We start from the raw sequence: 325 nt of genomic DNA, 5'->3' as shown, positions 1-325 counted from the left end.
GGTGAGCTTTTGGCCAGCAATTGCATGAGTTGCTGCACTTCTTCGTGCCCAATCAGCTCACTGGAGTGCTTGTACAGAATCTGGTTCAAGTGAGTGGCCACTACTGTACTGGCATCGACCACAGTGTATCCGAGTGACTGCGCCTGGGCACGCTGGCTGACTTCGATCCACACCGCCTCCAGACCAAAAGCCGGATCTTTGGCGGTGATGCCGTTGAGCGTGCCGTAGACCTGCCCCGGGTTGATCGCCAGTTCGCGGTCCGGATAAATCTCCGCCTCGGCCAGGATCACGCCCATCAGGGTCAGGCGATAGGCGCTCGGCGCCA

The 325-nt window shown here is 59.4% G+C and carries 1 protein-coding gene; it reads right to left on the bottom strand.

Translation table 11 applies throughout. The features are described 5' to 3' along the window. Window positions 1-325, bottom strand: a 325-nt coding sequence (locus ORL50_RS28830; RefSeq protein WP_266020112.1) for an FHIPEP family type III secretion protein, incomplete at both ends; no start/stop codon positions are given.

It is taken from the genome of Pseudomonas sp. RIT-562, assembly GCF_026241895.1.
Classification (GTDB): Bacteria; Pseudomonadota; Gammaproteobacteria; order Pseudomonadales; family Pseudomonadaceae; genus Aquipseudomonas; species Aquipseudomonas mandelii_F.
Note: the sequence above shows the minus strand (reverse complement) of the source record. Positions and strands in the feature narration are given on the sequence as shown.